Annotated in this window: 13 protein-coding genes; 6 read left to right on the top strand and 7 right to left on the bottom strand. The window is 73.7% G+C overall.

The genetic code is table 11. The annotated features are described in order from the left end of the window. Window positions 1–2 precede the first annotated feature (2 nt). The 3 genes from AB0910_RS10950 to mmsB all read right to left on the bottom strand — a co-directional run bounded on the left by AB0910_RS10950 (window position 3) and on the right by mmsB (window position 3,399). Complete coding sequence (locus tag AB0910_RS10950; RefSeq protein ID WP_366744231.1) at window positions 3–965, bottom strand: enoyl-CoA hydratase-related protein; 963 nt, start codon at window positions 963–965, stop codon at window positions 3–5. Next, window positions 962–2,434: an aldehyde dehydrogenase family protein gene (locus AB0910_RS10945; RefSeq protein ID WP_366744230.1), complete on the bottom strand. Its 1,473-nt coding sequence runs from the start codon at window positions 2,432–2,434 to the stop codon at window positions 962–964. The genes AB0910_RS10950 and AB0910_RS10945 overlap by 4 nt, the downstream gene beginning before the upstream one ends. A 68-nt stretch (window positions 2,435–2,502) precedes the next feature. Continuing rightward, window positions 2,503–3,399 carry a 3-hydroxyisobutyrate dehydrogenase gene (gene mmsB / locus AB0910_RS10940; RefSeq protein WP_366744229.1) on the bottom strand — a complete coding sequence of 299 codons (897 nt, stop codon included), beginning with the start codon at window positions 3,397–3,399 and terminating at the stop codon, window positions 2,503–2,505. Window positions 3,400–3,519: 120 nt separating this feature from the next. On the opposite strand from mmsB, the gene AB0910_RS10935 reads away from it, so the two are divergent. Both AB0910_RS10935 and AB0910_RS10930 read left to right on the top strand, forming a co-directional pair. Beyond that, the gene (locus tag AB0910_RS10935; RefSeq protein ID WP_366744228.1) at window positions 3,520–4,440 is read left to right on the top strand and encodes a LysR family transcriptional regulator; all 921 of its coding nucleotides are present in this window, start codon (window positions 3,520–3,522) and stop codon (window positions 4,438–4,440) included. Window positions 4,441–4,581: 141 nt separating this feature from the next. Next, window positions 4,582–5,121: a gamma carbonic anhydrase family protein gene (locus AB0910_RS10930; RefSeq protein ID WP_366744227.1), complete on the top strand. Its 540-nt coding sequence runs from the start codon at window positions 4,582–4,584 to the stop codon at window positions 5,119–5,121. Between the two features lie 24 nt (window positions 5,122–5,145). On the opposite strand, the gene AB0910_RS10925 is transcribed toward AB0910_RS10930, so the two are convergent. Beyond that, window positions 5,146–5,847 carry an FCD domain-containing protein gene (locus AB0910_RS10925; RefSeq protein WP_366744226.1) on the bottom strand — a complete coding sequence of 234 codons (702 nt, stop codon included), beginning with the start codon at window positions 5,845–5,847 and terminating at the stop codon, window positions 5,146–5,148. Window positions 5,848–6,006: 159 nt separating this feature from the next. Here AB0910_RS10925 and AB0910_RS10920 point away from each other — a divergent pair, with 159 nt between their 5' ends. From AB0910_RS10920 to AB0910_RS10910, 3 genes are read left to right on the top strand one after another with little or no spacing between them, the layout of a single operon-like run. Then, window positions 6,007–6,234 (top strand): lipoyl domain-containing protein, encoded by a 228-nt coding sequence (locus AB0910_RS10920; RefSeq protein ID WP_345642249.1) that lies wholly within the window; start codon window positions 6,007–6,009, stop codon window positions 6,232–6,234. After that, window positions 6,231–7,241, top strand: coding sequence for a thiamine pyrophosphate-dependent dehydrogenase E1 component subunit alpha (locus AB0910_RS10915; RefSeq protein WP_366744225.1), 1,011 nt, complete (start codon window positions 6,231–6,233; stop codon window positions 7,239–7,241). The genes AB0910_RS10920 and AB0910_RS10915 overlap by 4 nt, the downstream gene beginning before the upstream one ends. Further along, complete coding sequence (locus AB0910_RS10910) at window positions 7,238–8,308, top strand: transketolase C-terminal domain-containing protein (protein WP_366744224.1); 1,071 nt, start codon at window positions 7,238–7,240, stop codon at window positions 8,306–8,308. Before AB0910_RS10915 ends, AB0910_RS10910 begins: the two co-directional genes overlap by 4 nt. Before the next feature lie 255 nt (window positions 8,309–8,563). Here AB0910_RS10910 and ilvC read toward each other — a convergent pair whose 3' ends face one another. The 3 genes from ilvC to AB0910_RS10895 all read right to left on the bottom strand — a co-directional run bounded on the left by ilvC (window position 8,564) and on the right by AB0910_RS10895 (window position 11,884). Beyond that, the gene (gene ilvC / locus AB0910_RS10905; RefSeq protein WP_366744223.1) at window positions 8,564–9,577 is read right to left on the bottom strand and encodes a ketol-acid reductoisomerase; all 1,014 of its coding nucleotides are present in this window, start codon (window positions 9,575–9,577) and stop codon (window positions 8,564–8,566) included. A gap of 150 nt (window positions 9,578–9,727) precedes the next feature. After that, window positions 9,728–10,477, bottom strand: a complete 750-nt coding sequence (locus tag AB0910_RS10900; RefSeq protein ID WP_366744222.1) for an SDR family oxidoreductase — start codon at window positions 10,475–10,477, stop codon at window positions 9,728–9,730. 189 nt (window positions 10,478–10,666) lie between these two features. Next, window positions 10,667–11,884: a helix-turn-helix domain-containing protein gene (locus AB0910_RS10895; RefSeq protein WP_366744221.1), complete on the bottom strand. Its 1,218-nt coding sequence runs from the start codon at window positions 11,882–11,884 to the stop codon at window positions 10,667–10,669. Between the two features lie 437 nt (window positions 11,885–12,321). Between AB0910_RS10895 and AB0910_RS10890 the strand changes: the two genes are divergently transcribed. Beyond that, window positions 12,322–14,232 carry a peptidoglycan recognition family protein gene (locus AB0910_RS10890; protein WP_366744220.1) on the top strand — a complete coding sequence of 637 codons (1,911 nt, stop codon included), beginning with the start codon at window positions 12,322–12,324 and terminating at the stop codon, window positions 14,230–14,232. The last annotated feature ends 23 nt before the right edge of the window (window positions 14,233–14,255 follow it).

The raw sequence follows: 14,255 nt of genomic DNA, 5'->3' as shown, positions 1-14,255 counted from the left end.
TTTCACGGTTGCGTGGGTGTGTGCGGTGCGCACGCGGCGCCGGGCGTGCGGGCCCGGCCGAAGTCGGCCGGCCTGCGCTCGCGGAACGCGGCGACGCCCTCCTTGAGGTCGTCCCCCTCGTACGCCTCGACGGTCAGCCGGGACAGGAGTTCGCTGTCGGCCGCGGTCAGCGGCCTTCCGTGCATGCCGGTCACGAGCTTGGCCGCCCGCATGGTGACCGCGGACTGGCGGTGGACGCCCGCCACGAAGGCGGCTACCGCCTCCTCGAACTCGGCGTCGGGCACGACCCGTTGGGCGAGGCCCAGGCCGAGGGCGGTCCCTGCGTCCACCAGGTCGCCCGAGAACAGCAGGTACTTGAGGGCGGCGGGGCCGATCGTGCGGGCGAGCGCCGTGGTCTCCGTGTAGCCGAGGATCACCCCGAGCCTGCCGACGGGGATGCCGAACCGGGCGCTCTCGGTGGCGATGCGGACGTCGCAGGCCGCGGCCAGTTCGCAGCCGCCGCCCACGGCGAGCCCCCGCACGGCGGCCACCACGGGCACGGGCAGCCGCTCCACGGCGCGCAGCGCGCGGGCGATGGACTCGTTGTACTCCGTGGCGTCGGCGGCCGTCAGCCGGGTGTGCGGGAACTCCTTGATGTCGGCGCCGGCGGCGAACGCCCGGTCCCCGGCGCCGCGTACGACGACGGCGCGGAGCTCGCGGTCCCCGGCCAGCCGCGTGAAGACCTCTTCGAGGCGCCGCCAGCTCCCCAGGGTGAGCGCGTTGTGCGAGCCGGGCTCCGCCAGGGTGACGACGGCGGTCCCTCCGAGCCGCGCGAGGTGCACCCGGTCGACGGCGTCGGCCTGCGGCGGGTCCTCGGCCAGGGCGGCGCGTACCGCCTCGGCGACGGCGCCGGGGGCGCCCGCGGGGTGCCGGGCCGCAGGCGCGGTGCGTGCGCCCCGGGCGGGAGTGCCGGGTGGCCGACTCACCGGCTGATGTCCACGGAGACGTGCTTGCGCTGGGTGAAGCCCTCGATCATGCCTTCGAGGGAGAACTCGCGGCCGATGCCGCTCTGCTTGTAGCCGCCGTAGGACTGGCCGAGCACCTGGCCGCCGCCCTGGTTCACCTGCACCCAGCCGGCCTCGATGGCGTGGGCCGCGCGCAGCGCGCGCCCGATGTCGTGGGTCCACACGAACGCAGAGAGCCCGTAGTGGGTGTCGTTGGCCATGCGGATGACCTCGTCCTCGTCGTCCCAGGGGATGACGCACAGCACGGGTCCGAAGATCTCCTCCTGCGCCATCCGCCACTCGTTGTCGACGCCGACGAAGACCGTGGGCTCCACGAAGTACCCCTCGGACAGCGGCCCTTCCGCGGGCGGGCGGCCGCCGAGCGCGACCGTGGCGCCGCCGTGGCCGAGGCCCTCGTCAATGAAGCCGCACACCCGGTCGTACTGCTTCCTGTTGACGATGGCGCCGATGTCCGACGCCTCGTCCAGCGGGTCGCCCACCGTCAGGGTGCGGAGGTCGGCGACGACCTTCTCGACGAAGGAGTCGGCGATGGAGCGGTGGACGAACAGCCGCGACCCGGCGGTGCAGGACTGGCCCTGGCGCACGAAGCGCATGCCGGTGACGGTACCGGCTGCGACCCAGTCCTCGTCGGCGTCGGGGTAGACGATCTGCGGGTTCTTGCCGCCCAGTTCGAGGGAGACGGGCACGATGCGCTCCGCGGCCGCGCCCATGACGCGCCGGCCGACCGCCGTGGAGCCGGTGAACGACAGCTTGCGCACCTCGGGGTGGGTGATGAGGGCCTCACCTGCCTCCGTGCCGTATCCGACGAGTACGTTGAGGACGCCCCGGGGCAGGTAGGCGTGGCAGGCGCGGGCGATTTCGAGGACGGCGAGCGGCGCGTCCTCCGCGGCCTTCAGCACGAGTGTGTTGCCTGCGGCGAGCGCTGAGGCGATCTTCATGACGGCGAGTTGGACCGGCGCGTTCCAGGGGACGATCGCGCCGACCACGCCGAGCGGTTCGCGCCTCGAATAGTCGAGCACCTGGGCGCCGAGCGGGATCGTCTCGCCCTTGGTCTCGCCTGCGACGGAGCCGAAGTAGCGGAACACGTCGACGGCGAAGGCCACTTCGCCGCGCGACTGGGTGCGCAGGGCGTTGCCGTTCTCCTCGGAGATGAGGCGGGCGATGCGCTCGGCCTCCGGCTCCAGCGTGTCGGCGATCTGCTGGAGCAGGCGGCCCCTGGCCCTGGGGGCGGTGTCGCGCCAGCCGGGGAAGGCGCGTCCGGCCGCGGCGACCGCGTCCTGCACGTCCTTCTCACCGCCGCGCGGGACGCGGGCGATGACCTCGCGGTTGCGGGGACTCTCGACGTCGATCCATCGCCCGTCGCGTGCGGGGACCCACTGGCCGTCCACCAGGTGGGGGTGCTCGCGCGGAGTGGTCGCCGTGTCGGCCATGGCAGTTCCTTTGCGTGTGTCGGGTCCGGTGTGCGGTGCGCCCGTGGGCGGGGCCGCGGGCAGGGGTCTCAGGCGGTGGTGTCGACGGCCTCGACGGCCTTGATGACGGCCGAGGCGTCGAGCGCGCCGTCGCTCGCGGCGAGTTCGTCGACGCGGCGCCGCGCGGCGCTGCCGACGGCGAGGTCGACTCCGACGCTGTCGGCCGCGGAGGCGGCGAGGCCGAGGTCCTTGGCGAGCAGGGCGGCGGCGAACTTCGCCGCGTACCCGTTGTCGGCGGCCGACCCCTCGACCAGTCCGGGGCGGGGGCAGAAGTTGGTGAGCGCCCAGCAGTTGCCCGATGACGTGCTGAGCACGTCGAAGAGGTTGCGCGCGGAGAGGCCGAGCCTGTCGGCCATGACGAACGCCTCGGCCAGCGCCACCAGGCTCGCGCCGAACACCATCTGGTTGCACGCCTTCGCGGCCTGTCCCGCGCCGGCGCCGCCGACCGCGATGAGCCGTCCGCCCATGACGTCGAGGAGGGGGCGGGCCAGGGCGAGGGCGCTCTCCGCGCCGCCGATCATGAAGGTGAGGGTGCCGCCGGTGGCGCCCGCGACGCCCCCGGAGACGGGCGCGTCGAGGACCTCGATCCCCAGGGCCTTGCATGCCTCGTGCACGTCGCGCGACGTGGCGACGTCGATGGAGGACGCGTCGACGACGACGGCGCCTGCGGCGAGCCGGGTCAGGGGGCCGCCCTCGGTCAGCAGCACGCTCCGGACGTGCGCGCCCTTGGGCAGCATCGTGATGAGCGCGTCGGCGCCGTCCGCTGCGGCCTCGGCCGAATCCACCACGGTGACGCCCTGCGCGGCCGCGCGCTCCCGTGCCTCCGGCACGACGTCGAAGCCCCGCACCTCGTGCCCCGCGGCGGCGAGGTTCGCGGCCATCGGCCGCCCCATGTTGCCCAGTCCGACGAACCCGACGATGCTCATCGCGCCTGCTTTCGCTGGTAGTTGGAGAGGACAGCGGCTGTCCCGTCCCTCACTATCGACAGCACCTTGTTGCACATGCAAGACAAAGATCTGCATGACCAATGTGCAAAGATGCACACCATGAACCTGGACGACCTGCGCTACTTCCTGGCCCTGACCCGCTACGGGCGGCTCACCCTGGCCGCCGAGCGCCTGGGCGTCGAGCACACGACCATCCGCAGGCGGGTCGTGGCGCTGGAGAAGCGGCTCGGCGCGCGCCTGTTCGACAAGACGGCGGGCGGCTGGACCCCCACGGCGGCGGGCCGGCGGCTGCTCCCGTACGCCCAGCGCATCGAGGCGGAGTCGCAGGCCGCCCACACGGCCGTGACCGGGCGGGAGCACAGCCCCCGCGGCACGGTGCGGATCGTGGCCACCGACGGCTTCGGCTCGAAGATCATCGCGCCGGGGCTCGCACGCCTGCGGGCCGAGCACCCGTCCATCGAGGTCGAGTTGGTGACGAGCAGCCAGCTGCTGAGCTACGCCGTGGGCGAGTTCGACATCGCCGTGACCATCAACAGGCCGACCAGGCCGGGTTACCAGGTGACCCGCCTGTGCGACTACGACCTGCGCCTCTACGGCAGCAGGGCGTACCTCGCGGGGCGGCCGCAGCCGCGGACCCCGGCCGACCTCGCGCGCCACGACCTGGTGTGGTTCGTGGAGTCCCTGCTCGACCTGCCCGAGCTGCGCAGCGCCGAGGAGATCGCGGCGCAGGCCAACATCGTCTTCCGTACGACCAACCTGTTCGCGCAGCTCGAAGGCGCGGCGGGCGGGGTCGGCCTCGGCCTCGTGCCGTGCTTCCTCGCCCACCACGACCCGCGGCTCCTGCCGGTCCTGCACGAAGAGGTGCGCGCGCGGCGGACGTTCTGGATGATCGTGCCGTCCCGGCTGCTCACCACCGAGCGCGTCAGCGTGGTGTGCGAGCACCTGCGGGAGACCGCACGGCGGGACCGGGCCCGGCTGATCCCGCCCGCCGCGGCCGACGGGCCCCGGGCGCACCCGTGACACCGGGAGGGGGAGCCGGGCGGCGGCGGTCTCCTCTCCACGGCGGAGACGCACGGCCCGTTTTCCGCTCCCGCGCGCCGGCGCCCCGCACCGCCCGGGCCGATGATGCACCCGAGCAGCCCCGACCTCCGAGGACCCGCCATGAACAGCTCGCACCCCCACGGCCCGTACCTGCTGGCGCTCGGCGAGGACCGGCCCGTCACCGACGCGCAGGCGTGGATCGCGCCCGGCGCCCGGCTCGTCGGCGCGGTGTCCGTGGGCCCCGGTTCCTCGGTGTGGTACGGCGCCGTGCTGCGCGCCGACCTCGCACCGATCACCGTCGGCCGCGACTCCAACCTCCAGGACAACGCGGTGGTGCACAACGACACCGGCTGCCCGACCGTGATCGGCGACCGGGTCTCGGTGGGGCACACGGCCGTGGTGCACGGCGCCACGGTGGCGGACGACTGCCTGATCGGCATGGCCGCCGTCGTCATGAACCGGGCACGGATCGGCGCCGGGAGCCTGGTCGCCGCCGGCGCCGTGGTCCCCGAGGACACCGTGGTGCCACCCGGTTCGCTCGTCGTGGGCGTGCCGGGCGCAGCACGGCGCCCACTGCGCCCGGAAGAGGCGCTGCGCATCAGCGAGAACGCCGTGCTGTACCGGGAGCTGGCCGCGCGCCACCGGGCGGCGTCGGCTTGACACCGCGGCCGGGGACGGCCGCCCTCAGCCGCCGTCCGGACCGCCGAGCCCCTGGTCGAGCCAGACGAAGTGGCTGTCGACGGCCCGCATGGCGCGCTCCGGATCCTCGGCGGCCGCGGCGAGGTGGATGTCCCGGTGCAGCTGCCGCATGTGCTCGATGTCGTCGGTCATCCGCAGGATGTGCGCCTGGCGCTGCTGGACCGAGCGGGACAGCACGCCGGAGAGCGCGTCGGCGAAGAATTCGAGCGCGGGCGAGCAGGAGGCCGTGAACAGGGCCCGGTGGAAGGCGACATCGGCCTCGTACAGCTCCTGGCCGTCCTCCGTGGCCTCCATGCGCTTGACCGCGGCGGCCATATGCGCGGTCTTCACCGGGTCCCCGGCGAGCGCGGCCTCGTACGCGGCCTGCCGCTCCAGCGCGACGCGCACGGAGTACAGCGAGGCGAAGGTCAGGTGCGAGGCCAGCAGTCCGAGGCCGAGCGCCTCGGTCACCGTGTCGGGCCGCACCCCGCGCACGTAGGTCCCGGAGCCGGTCCTGCGCTCCAGCACCCCGAGCGACTCCAGGTGGGTCAGCCGGTCCCGCAGGGCGGTCCTGCTGACTCCGAGCTCCTCCGCCATCCGGCGTTCGCTCGGCAGCCGCTTGCCCGCCCCCATCGCCAGCACGCGCTGCGCCAGCTCACCGGTCAGCCGGTCGGGGAACAGCTCGGTGGCAATCAACCCGTCGCTCATGTCCTGCACCCTACACGGATTGGTGTTACCAATTCCGCCGCCGATTGCAGCCTCGAATCGGTACGACCAATTTATCGATCGGTATGAGCGGAACCCTTGACAGGGGTCAGTGGACACACCAATCATGCAAACGGTCGTACCGATTCTAGGAGTCAGAACATGGACGTCACCGTGCACGGGGACCTGCTGGGGGACGAGGAGGAGGCCGAACTGACGGCCTGGCTCGTCGCGGACGGCACCGCGGTCGAGAGCGGGCAGCCGATCGCCGAACTGGAGACCGGCAAGGCGTCGGTCGAGTTCACCGCGCCCGCCGCGGGCACCCTGAGCATCCTGGTGGGCGCGGGCGAGGTCGTCGCAGCGGACACCGTCGTCGCGAGGCTGGCATGAGCGGCGGCGCGGGCTTCGATCCCGCACGGGACGGTCTGCCGGCGCTGCGGACCATGCTCCTCATCCGCGAGTTCGAGCGCAGGCTGCCCGGCTACGCCGAGAAGAAGCTCATCCGGGGCTCCACCCACCCCTCCGTGGGCATGGAGGCCGTCGCGGTCGGCGTCTCCATGGCCCTCGGACCGCGCGACAGCATCGCGAGCAACCACCGCGGCCACGCCCACTGCCTGGCGCGCGGCGCCGACCCCGCCCGCACCCTCGCGGAGATCCTGGGCCGCGCCGACGGGTACTGCGGGGGCAAGGGCGGCTCGATGCACATCGCCGTGCGCGAGCTCGGCATCCTCGGCACCAACGGCATCGTCGGTGCGGGCATCGGCCTCGCGACCGGCGCGGCGCTCGCCGCGAAGCTGGCGGGCTCCGACGAGGTGGCGGTCGCCTACTTCGGCGACGGCGCGTCCAACCAGGGCGTACTCGCCGAGAGTCTGAACCTCGCGGCCGTCTGGGCCCTGCCCACCGTCTTCGTCTGCGAGAACAACCACTACGCGCAGTCCGCGGCCATCGAGCGCATGGTCGCCCAGCTCCGCATCAGCGAGCGGGGCACCGCCTACGGCGTGCCCTCCGTGGACGTGGACGGCATGGACCTGGTCGCCGTGCACGAGGCCGCGACGGCGGCGGTAGAGCGCGCCCGTGCGGGCGGGGGCCCGACCCTGATCGTGGCGGACACCTACCGCTACCTCGGGCACATGGCCGACGACACCCAGATCTACCGCGAGCCCGCGGAAGTGGACACCTGGCGCGAGCGCGACCCGGTGGCCGCGCTCGCCCGGCGGCTGATCGCGGCCCGCCACCTGACCGACGAGGCGCTCGGGCGGCTGGAGCGCGACGCCCTGCGCGCCGTGGACGAGGCCGAGGCGTTCGCGCTCGCGTCCCCGCACCCGGCGGCGGAGAGCGCCTTCCGGGACGTATACGCCACCGACGGCAGCGCCGTCACGGAGGGACGGGCACGATGACCGACACCGCACCGGCACACGCCGGATCCACCGCACACACCGCACCCGCCGCACCCCGCGAAGGCGGTACGGCACCGGGCGCCACCCGTACGCTGAGCACCTGGCGCGCCCTCAACTCGGCGCTCCACCAGGCGATGGCGGCCGACGAGCGGGTCTTCGTCATGGGCGAGGACCTGACGCGCTGGGGCACCGGCGGCGGCATCTACGGCGTCACGCGCAAACTCGCGGAGACCTTCGGCACCGAGCGGGTGCGCGACACCCCCATCAGCGAGGAGGCCCTCGTCTCCGCCGCGGTCGCCGCCGCCATGCGTGGGGCGCGTCCCGTACTGGAGGTCATGTACTCCGACTTCACCCTGCTGGGCATGGACGGCATCGTCAACCAGGCGGCGAAGGCGCGGTACATGTTCGGCGGGCAGTACGAAGTCCCGCTGGTGCTGCGCACCAACCAGGGCTCGGGCATCGGCAAGGCGGCCCAGCACTCCCAGTCGCTCGAAGTCCTCTTCGCGCACGTGCCCGGCCTCGAAGTGGTCGTCCCCGGCAGCGCGGGCGACGCGTACGGCCTGCTGCTCTCGGCGATCGAGAGCCCCAACCCGACGGTCTTCCTCGAACACAAGGCCCTCTACAACGACCGCGGCCCGGTCGGCGAAGGGCCGATCCCGCTGGGACTCGCGGACGTCGTACGCCCGGGGTCCGACGTCACGGTGGTGGCCACCCAGCTGATGCGCAGGCGCGCGCTCGAAGCCGCGGACGTCCTGGCGGCCGAGGGGATCAGTGTGGAGGTGGTGGATCCGCGCACGCTGTACCCGCTGGACATCGACACCGTCACCGCGTCAGCGGCCCGCACCGGCCGCCTGCTCGTGGCCCATGAGGCTCCCGAACTCTTCGGCTTCGGAGCCGAGTTGGCAGCCCAGGTGGGCCGGCGGCTGTGGCACACCCTGCGGGCGGCGCCGCGCAGGCTCGGCGGCGCGCGGACACCCGTGCCCTACGCGGAAGGACTTGAGGCGGCCGTCGTGCCCGACACCGGGCTCCTGGTGCGCGAGATCCGGGAGCTGGTCGCGGCGGACTGAGCGCTCCCCCGGCCGGGCACAACCGGCCCCCCTCGCCCGGAGCAGCACACTGAGGCTCCGCACGACGCGCTGCCGGCGGTCTCCGCCCTGTCCATGCCCTGACACGGGAGGCCGCCGGCAGCGCCCCTGCCGTATCCGGCATCCGCTGCCGCATCCGCCGTGTCCGCGGCCGCCCGCGGCCCGCCGCCCGCGGACACGGCGGCGGCGTGCCGGCAGCCGGACCGGTACAGCCGCGGGCGTCCCGCGGTCCGCCGCTCAGGCGGTCTCGGTGAGCGGCCGGTCGACCCAGGACATCAGCCCGCGCAGCCGCTCGCCCACCGACTCGATCCCGTGCCCCTTGCCCTCGGCGCGCAGCCGCAGGAAGTCGGGGCGGCCGTTCTCGTCCTCGGCGATCCACTCCCTGGCGAAGGTGCCGTCCTGGATCTCCGTGAGGATCTTCCGCATCTCCGCGCGCGTGGCGTCGCCGACGATGCGGGGGCCGCGCGTGAGGTCGCCGTACTCGGCCGTGTCGCTGCACGAGTAGCGCTGGCGGGCGATGCCGCCCTCGTAGATGAGGTCCACGATCAGCTTCAGCTCGTGCAGCACCTCGAAGTACGCGATCTCCGGCTGGTAGCCCGCCGAGACCAGGGTGTCGAACCCGGCCTGGATCAGGGCCGACGTGCCGCCGCAGAGCACCGCCTGCTCGCCGAAGAGGTCGGTCTCGGTCTCCTCGGCGAAGGTGGTCTCCAGCACGCCCGCGCGGGCGCCGCCGATCGCCGCGGCGTAGGACAGGCCGAGGGCCAGGGCGCCGCCGGAGGCGTCCGCCTCCACCGCCACCAGGCACGGCACGCCGTTGCCCTCGGTGAACTGGCGGCGCACCAGGTGCCCGGGGCCCTTGGGCGCGACGAGGAGCACGTCCACGCCCTCGGGCGGGGTGATGTAGCCGTAGCGGACGTTGAAGCCGTGGCTGAACAACAGGGCGTCGCCCGGCTGGAGATGCGGCTCGATGTCGTCCCTGTACAGGGTGCGCTGCACCGTGTCGGGCGCCTGGACGGAGACGAGGTCCGCCTCGGCGACGGCCGCAGCCGGTGTCAGGACGCGCAGCCCCGCCTCCTCGGCCTTGGCGCGGGACGCGGAGCCCTCGGGCAGGCCCACGCGCACGTCGACGCCGGAGTCGCGCAGGCTGAGGGCGTGCGCGTGCCCCTGGCTCCCGTAGCCGATGACGGCGACCTTGCGCCCCTGGACGATACGGAGGTCGGTGTCGGCCTCGTAGTAGATGGTGGCTGCCATGTGCTCCCGGATTCCTTCCTCGGCGGTGTGGTACGCAGCGAACGGTGCGACCACCGATAGCCTAATGCATCCTGGATCCAGGATGTAGCCATGGTGACCGCACCGGGTCGCACCGCCGGGAGGGGCTCTCACCCCAACGGAAGGGGCACTTCACCCCAGGTGGGAGCCACCGTTCACGTCGATCGTCGCGCCCGTCAGATAGGAGGCGGCCGACGACCACAGGAACAGCACGGAGGCCGCGATGTCCGCCGGGGTCGCGAGCCGGTCCAGCAGGGTCTTCGCGCTCAGCCGCTCGATCACGGCGGGGTCGTCCCCCACCATGCCCGTGGTGGTGGCCCCCGGCGCCACGCAGTTGACCCGGACGCCCCGCCCGGCGAGCTCCCGCGCCGCGCCCCTGGCCAGGCCGATCACGCCCGCCTTCGACGCACCGTAGACCGAACCACCCACATAGCCGCCTCCGGTGTACGCCGCGACCGAGGCACACAGCACGACCGAGGCGTCGGAGGCGAGTGAACCGACCGCGGCCTTCAGGGTGTTGACCGAGCCCATCAGATTGATCAGCAGACATCGCTGGGCGGCCTCCGCGGACACGTCGAGCAGGCTGCCCGGCAGTGTGACGCCCGCCGACACGAACACACTCCCCACGGGACCGTCCTCGGCCGCGGTGGTGAAGCACTTCTCCAGGCCCCCTGGATCGAGCACGTCGCCCCTGAGGTAGCGGACCCGCCCCCCGAGTGCGGCGAGTCCTGCGGACGGCCGTTCCGGCAGGTCGACCACGGTGACGGACGCGCCGGTGCCGGCGGCCCTGCGGACCACTTCGAGACCGATCCCGCTGTTCCCGCCCACGACGACGGCGGGCCGCGACGCCAGGTCGGGCGGGTTCTGTGGTGTGCTGCTCATGCATGGCTCCCGGATCTCGGCTGGCTCGGCGCTCGACCGCGCCGGCCCTGCGCACCGGCGGCGCGGGCGGGCGCCGCGCGCCGACAGGCGGTGTGTTCCCGGAGTATGTCCGGGCACCGGGCGCCGGGTGATCCCCCGGAGGCGGGAAAGAGCCGGGAGGCCTTTCCTACGGGGAGAGGAAAGAGCAGGTCATGCCCGGTCCGTCCGGGGTGTGGCGATCCGGGCGCGGCGCAGCGCGAGATGGAGTGCGAGCCGGTCCCCGCCGTCGTCCAGATCGAGCCCGGTGATCTCCGCGATGCGGTCGAGCCGGTAGTAGAGGGTGGTGCGGTGGATGTGCAGGGCCTCGGCGGTCCGCGGCCGCGACCCCGCGTGGTCGAGGAAGGACTCCAGCGTCTCGGCGAGCCGGCCGCCGCCGTCGCGTTCGGCCAGCGCGCGCAGGGCCGGATGCGGCGGCTCCCACGCGGCGGCGTCCTCCGGCAGTTGCAGGAGCGTGCCGTAGGGGCCGAGCTCCGACCAGACCGCCGCGGGGCCGAAGCCGGGCACGCGGCGCGCCGCCTCGGCGGCGACCAGGGCCTGGCGGTGGGCGCGCCACGCCTCGCCGAGCCCGGCCGCGTCGTCGCCGATCCCGGCCGAGGCCCGGCCGCCGCCGCACAGTTCGTCCACGGCGCGGACGAGCGCGGCCGCCCGTTTACGCAGCGCGGCGGCAAAGACCCCCGGGCCCGTCTCCACCAGGCAGGCGCCCGCGGCGGACACGCGGGACAGGCAGGCCCCGCCGCCGCGGTGCCCCACGTGCTGGAGCGCCGTGCGCAGCGCGTCCTCCGCGTCGACCGCGCCCCCGCCGCCCGCGGGGGCGGCCACCTCGACGACCGTCACCGCCGTGGGCGCCTCCGCGGGCGGCCGGCCCGCGGCGGCCGCGAGCACGGCGAGCGCTTCCTGCCTGCGGGCCCGCTGCCCGCAGAGGAGGTCGCCGACGGCCCGCTCGGTCACGGCCCGGTCCCCGTCGGCTGCGAGCCGCTCCGCATACAGGTGGACGGCGACGTCGTCCGCGGTGCGGCCGATCAGCGCGCGCTCGGCGCCGGTCAGCGAGTGGTCCGCGTCGATGACGAGCAGCAGCCCGAGGAAGCACCCGTGCAGCCTGACGGGCGCGGCGAGCCGCGCGGCCATGCCGAGCCCCGGGTCCGCAGGCACCGGCGCGGGGGCGGTCCACCGCCGTACGCCCTGCGCGAGCAGGTGCCGGGTCGCCGCGAAACCGGAGTCGCGCTGGAGGACGCTGCGGATCCGCTGCTCGTCCTCGTCGCCGAAGTGCCTGCTCGTGCACAGCGGCCTGAGGTCCGGGTCGTCGACGACGACCGCGCGCCCGAGCCGGTCGGCGAGCCCGTCGACCAGCCGCTGCACCACACCGGCCATCCCGCCCCACCGCCTCCTCTTCGGTCCCCGTCCTGACAGCGGCATTCTCCTCCCGGCCGGTGGATCCGCGGCAGGCCGGGGGCGGCGGCCACTGCGTGTGACGGTCCCGGCGGATCGTGCGACCGGCGCACGCGCCGCCCCGCCGCGCGGCGAGGAGATCCCGTGGGGTTGTTGTGCGGGAGGCGGAACGGCCCGGCGCGGCGCCGCGGTGTGCCGGGATCCGGTCGGCCGCCGCCGTGTGCGCCCCGGTGTGCGGCGCGGCCGGTCGGACTGGCGACGAGCCGCGCTTTCGCGCTCGTCCTGCGGGCTCAGGTCCGGCCGCTCGATGGGCCGACCGGCTTGATACGTTCGTCGGGTTGTCGTGACCACGGTGACATCGCACCGGCGCGTGCGCCGCCTGACGGGTCCCCAAGAAGCGCGTGATCGAGGTAGGTTCCTTGCGAAAGTCTGCACACAAGAAGAAGTCCCGCACCATCCTGGCGGGCACGGTGGCGGGAGCCGCGGTCGTCGCGGGCTGCCTGGTGGCCCTGCCGTCCGCGCAGGCCGCCCTGACCGGCGACCCCGGCACACAGGGAAGACAGGCGGACTTCGCCGACGCGGCCGAGGAGTTCCACGTACCGCTCGACGTGCTGCTCGGCGTCTCCTACCAGGAGTCGCTGTGGGACGCGCACGGCGGCCGGTACAACACCTCGGGCGGCTACGGCCCGATGAACCTGACGGACGTCACCTCCTCGATGGTCTCGGGCGGCGCCGCCGGCGCGGCGGGGCGCGGCGACCTCGCCTCGCTCACTTCGAGCCCCTCGCTGCACACCCTGAAGGCGGCGGCCGGGCTCACGGGCGCCTCCGCGAAGGAGCTGCGCACGGACGACCGCGAGAACATCCGCGGCGGCGCGGCCCTCCTCGCCTCGTACGAGAAGAAGTTGACCGGCCACACCCCGGACGACCCCGCGGCCTGGTACGGGGCGGTCGCGCGCTACAGCCAGTCCCCCGACGAGAAGTCCGCGGGCCTGTTCGCCGACCGCGTCTTCGCCTCGGTCAAGGCGGGCGCCGGCCGCACGACGCAGGACGGGCAGCGCGTCAAGCTCACGGCCGCCCCCTCGGTGCGCCCCTCGACCGGCCAGCTCGCCGAGTTGAAGCTGAAGGCCGGCACGCCCGCCGCCGACACCGAGTGCCCCGCCACGGTGGACTGCACCTTCCTGCCGGCCGCCGCGTCCAACGGCCAGGTCGCCGACCGGCCCGCCGACGGTGTCGACATCAAGTACATCGTCATCCACGACACCGAGTCGTCCTACCAGGCGGCGATCGACACGTTCCAGAAGAACGGCAGCGCCGACTCGGCCCACTACGTGATGCGCGCCTCCGACGGTGCCGTCACCCAGATGACGGCCGACAAGGACGTCGCGTACCACGCGGGCAACTACTGGTTCAATCTGCACTCGGTGGGCATCGAGCACGAGGGCTTCGCGGCCCAGGGCGCGAGCTGGTACCCGCAGACGCAGTACCGGGCCACCGCGGAGCTGGTGAAGTACCTGGCAGCCGAGTACGGCATCCCGCTGGACCGCCAGCACATCATCGGCCACGACAACGTGCCGGGCCCTCAGGACAGTTACGTCGCGGGCATGCACTGGGACCCGGGCCCGTACTGGGACTGGTCGGCCTTCATGGGCATGGTCGGCACGCACACCGCCACCCGCACGGGACGCACGCCCGGGGTCGGTGAGGCCGTGACGATCGCACCGCCGTTCTCCGGCAACGAGCAGACCGTGCACGTGTGCCCGGACGACGACCCCAGCGGCACCACCACCGCGTGCGCCGACCGCTCCGAGCCCGCCAACTTCCTTCCCGTGCGCACCGCTCCGGACTCCGGCGCGCCCCTCTTCGCCGACCCGGCCGTGCACCCCGGCGCCGAGGGCAAGGGCACGGACGAGATCGACGACTGGGGAAGCACCGTCCAGGACGGGCAGCAGTTCGTGGTCGCCGGTGTCAGCGGCGACTGGACCGCGATCTGGTTCAGCGGCGCGAAGGTGTGGTTCTACAACCCGGGCGGCCGCAACACCGTGCCCGCTCCGGGCGCGACCGTCGTCACGCCCACCGGCGAGAGCGCCGCGCTGTACGGCTCCGGCTACCCGAAGCCGTCCGAGTACCCCTCGGGCCTCACGCCATCGACCCAGGAGCCGCTGAGCGTGTACTCCTTCCCCAGGGGCCAGGCGTACGTGGCGGCCCAGCCCCCGGTCAGCGCCGACGACTTCTTCGTCTCGGGCGACACGCACGTGACCGGCGCGGAGAAGTTCTACACCGTCCAGTACAACCACCGCGTCGCCCTGGTGGACAGCGCGGACGTCGCCTAGGCGGCGCTCCCCCTTCCCGGCGG

It is taken from the genome of Streptomyces sp. NPDC047002 (assembly GCF_040704505.1).
Taxonomy (GTDB): domain Bacteria; phylum Actinomycetota; class Actinomycetes; order Streptomycetales; family Streptomycetaceae; genus Streptomyces.
The sequence above is the reverse complement of the archived record's forward strand: the minus strand, read 5'-3'. Positions and strand labels throughout refer to the sequence as shown.